Genomic DNA, 2,188 nt, shown 5'->3' with positions numbered 1-2,188 from the left:
ATTTCCGGGCGGAAGCCCGGACCCACTTTATCTGCAGAGAAAGAAAATGCTGCGGTGCCTTTACACACCAAGAAAAGGAATCCCGCCGTGCTGCCCCTGTGCCGCCCTGTGTGAGACGATTGGATACAGGGCACCGGTGGGTCCCAGCAAACCAGGATGTCGCCGTTGAGGGGCCCTTGCAGGCGAAGGACAAGACCAGAAAACGGATGTCCAAAGGGCTGCCATATTTTCCACTTCAGCGCCGGATTTTTTCTCTCTGAACATGATTCTTCCGTCCTTGGTTATGGCTGTTTCGCTGGAACCAGGGGCGTTCGATTTTAGAACGAGGATAAAGGGAAGTGGTCGCAAAGCGCCCACCTCCCGGTCACAACGCCCCGCAGAGCGGGGCGTGTCAAGGGATTGCGGAATTTCGCCTCAGCGCCGTGCCAGGTGGTCGCTGAAGCCGCTTTTTGAATTTTAGGTGGTCGGAGATTTGAGAAAATCCAGAGGTTCCAAAAGGTTCCCAGCTTTTTCACCGACACTGTGCACAGCAATATGTCGGGCATCTCAAAAATTGCGCCGCCTAAACAAAGAATGAAAGCCGCTCCGGAACTGGAAAATGTGACGGTGTTGACAAAGAGAGCTCCCAGCGGAAAAGTGTGAATTGTTTGATAACTCTGCGCCGTGCCCCTGGCTATTTCTGTTTTCTGTGGTATGTTGTGTCGTTGCAAAGGAGGCGGCACAACATGGCAAAACGCAGAGCCAACGGGGAGGGCAACCTTCGAAAACGGAAGGACGGCCGCTGGGAGGGCCGGTATACCGCCGGTCGCGACCCGGAAACTGGAAAGGCCATCTACCGGAATGTCCTGGGTCGGACTCAAGCAGAGGCCAGAGCCAAACTGAAGCAGGCCATTGAGGAAGCAAAGCATGTCGACCCGGTAAAGGCAAAGCAGTACACAGTGGGGGAGTGGATGGACGTCTGGTTCGAGAACTACGCCAAGGTAAAGGTTCGGCCCTCCTCCCACCAGACCTACCGGGGGTACATCGACAACCACATCAAGCCCAACATCGGAAAGATCCCACTGGGTGAACTCACCTCTCTGGATTTACAGAAATTCTACAGAAAGCTGCTCAGCAGCGGCAGAGTGGAGCGGATCGAGAGCAAGAAACAGAGCAAGGGCCTGAGCCCCAAGACGGTGAGGAACCTGCACCAGATCATTGCCTCGGCCATGAAGCTGGCCAAAGAACAGAAGCTCATCGCCACAGACCCCACTGAGGGCTGCGCCCTGCCCAAGCTGGAACACAAAGAGATGAAAACACTCCCGGTGGAACAGCTGGCTTCCTTCCTCCGGGAAGCCAAAGAGAGCGGTGTGTTCGAGCTGTACTACGTGGAGCTGGCCACCGGCCTGCGGAGAGGTGAATTGCTCGGTCTCAAGTGGGAGGACCTTGATTTGGAACGGGGCAGCCTCCGGGTTAAACGGCAAATAGCAAGAATCAACGGTAAGGTAGTGGAGGCTCCCCTGAAAACAAAAAACGCCTATCGTACCCTGCCCCTGGCAAAGGATACGGTAGACATTCTGAATCAGCAGAAGAAGAAAGTGGGAAGCTGTCCCTGGGTGTTTCCCGGTCCAACAGGCGGCCCCATGTCCCCGGACAGCGTGCTCCACATGCTCCACCGGGTACTGAAACGGGCAGGGTTGCCTCAAGTTCGGTTCCACGATCTGCGTCACACATTCGCTACCCTGGCCCTGCAGAACGGGGTAGACGTGAAAACGGTGTCCGGGATATTGGGGCACTACAGCGCTGGATTTACCCTGGACACCTACGCCCACGTGACCACGGCGGCGCAAAAGGAGGCGGCCAGGGCCATGGAACGGGTGCTGACGGTGGCCCTCTGAACCGCAAAAAATCACTCCGGAAAAGCAGCGAGGCCCAGGCGCAGAAAGCCGCGCCTGGGCCTCACTTTTTCCCCGAATGGGTCAGAATCCGGGTCAGATTTGAAAGCCAAAAATAAGCCTCGCGAAAAAGTTGCCGAAAACAAAAATAATCCGCTGGAATCAGGCGATTCCAGCGGATTTCTGGTTGCGGGAGGAGGACTTGAACCTCCGACCTCCGGGTTATGAGCTGCTGTAGGTTTGTCCATCTGCTGCGGTTCAACGCTTTCCGGGCGTTTTTGGGCCTAAAATGGGCCCAAACCCGGAGGTTATAT

General features: G+C 55.9%; 1 protein-coding gene. It reads left to right on the top strand.

Features of this window, described 5'->3' with window-relative positions:
* Positions 1-725 precede the first annotated feature (725 nt).
* Positions 726-1,877, top strand: coding sequence for a tyrosine-type recombinase/integrase (locus H6B31_RS16520; protein WP_204899497.1), 1,152 nt, complete (start codon positions 726-728; stop codon positions 1,875-1,877).
* Positions 1,878-2,188: the final 311 nt, after the last annotated feature.

This window comes from Pseudoflavonifractor capillosus (assembly GCF_016899775.1).
Lineage (GTDB): Bacteria > Bacillota > Clostridia > Oscillospirales > Oscillospiraceae > Lawsonibacter.
Note: the sequence above shows the minus strand (reverse complement) of the source record. Positions and strands in the feature narration are given on the sequence as shown.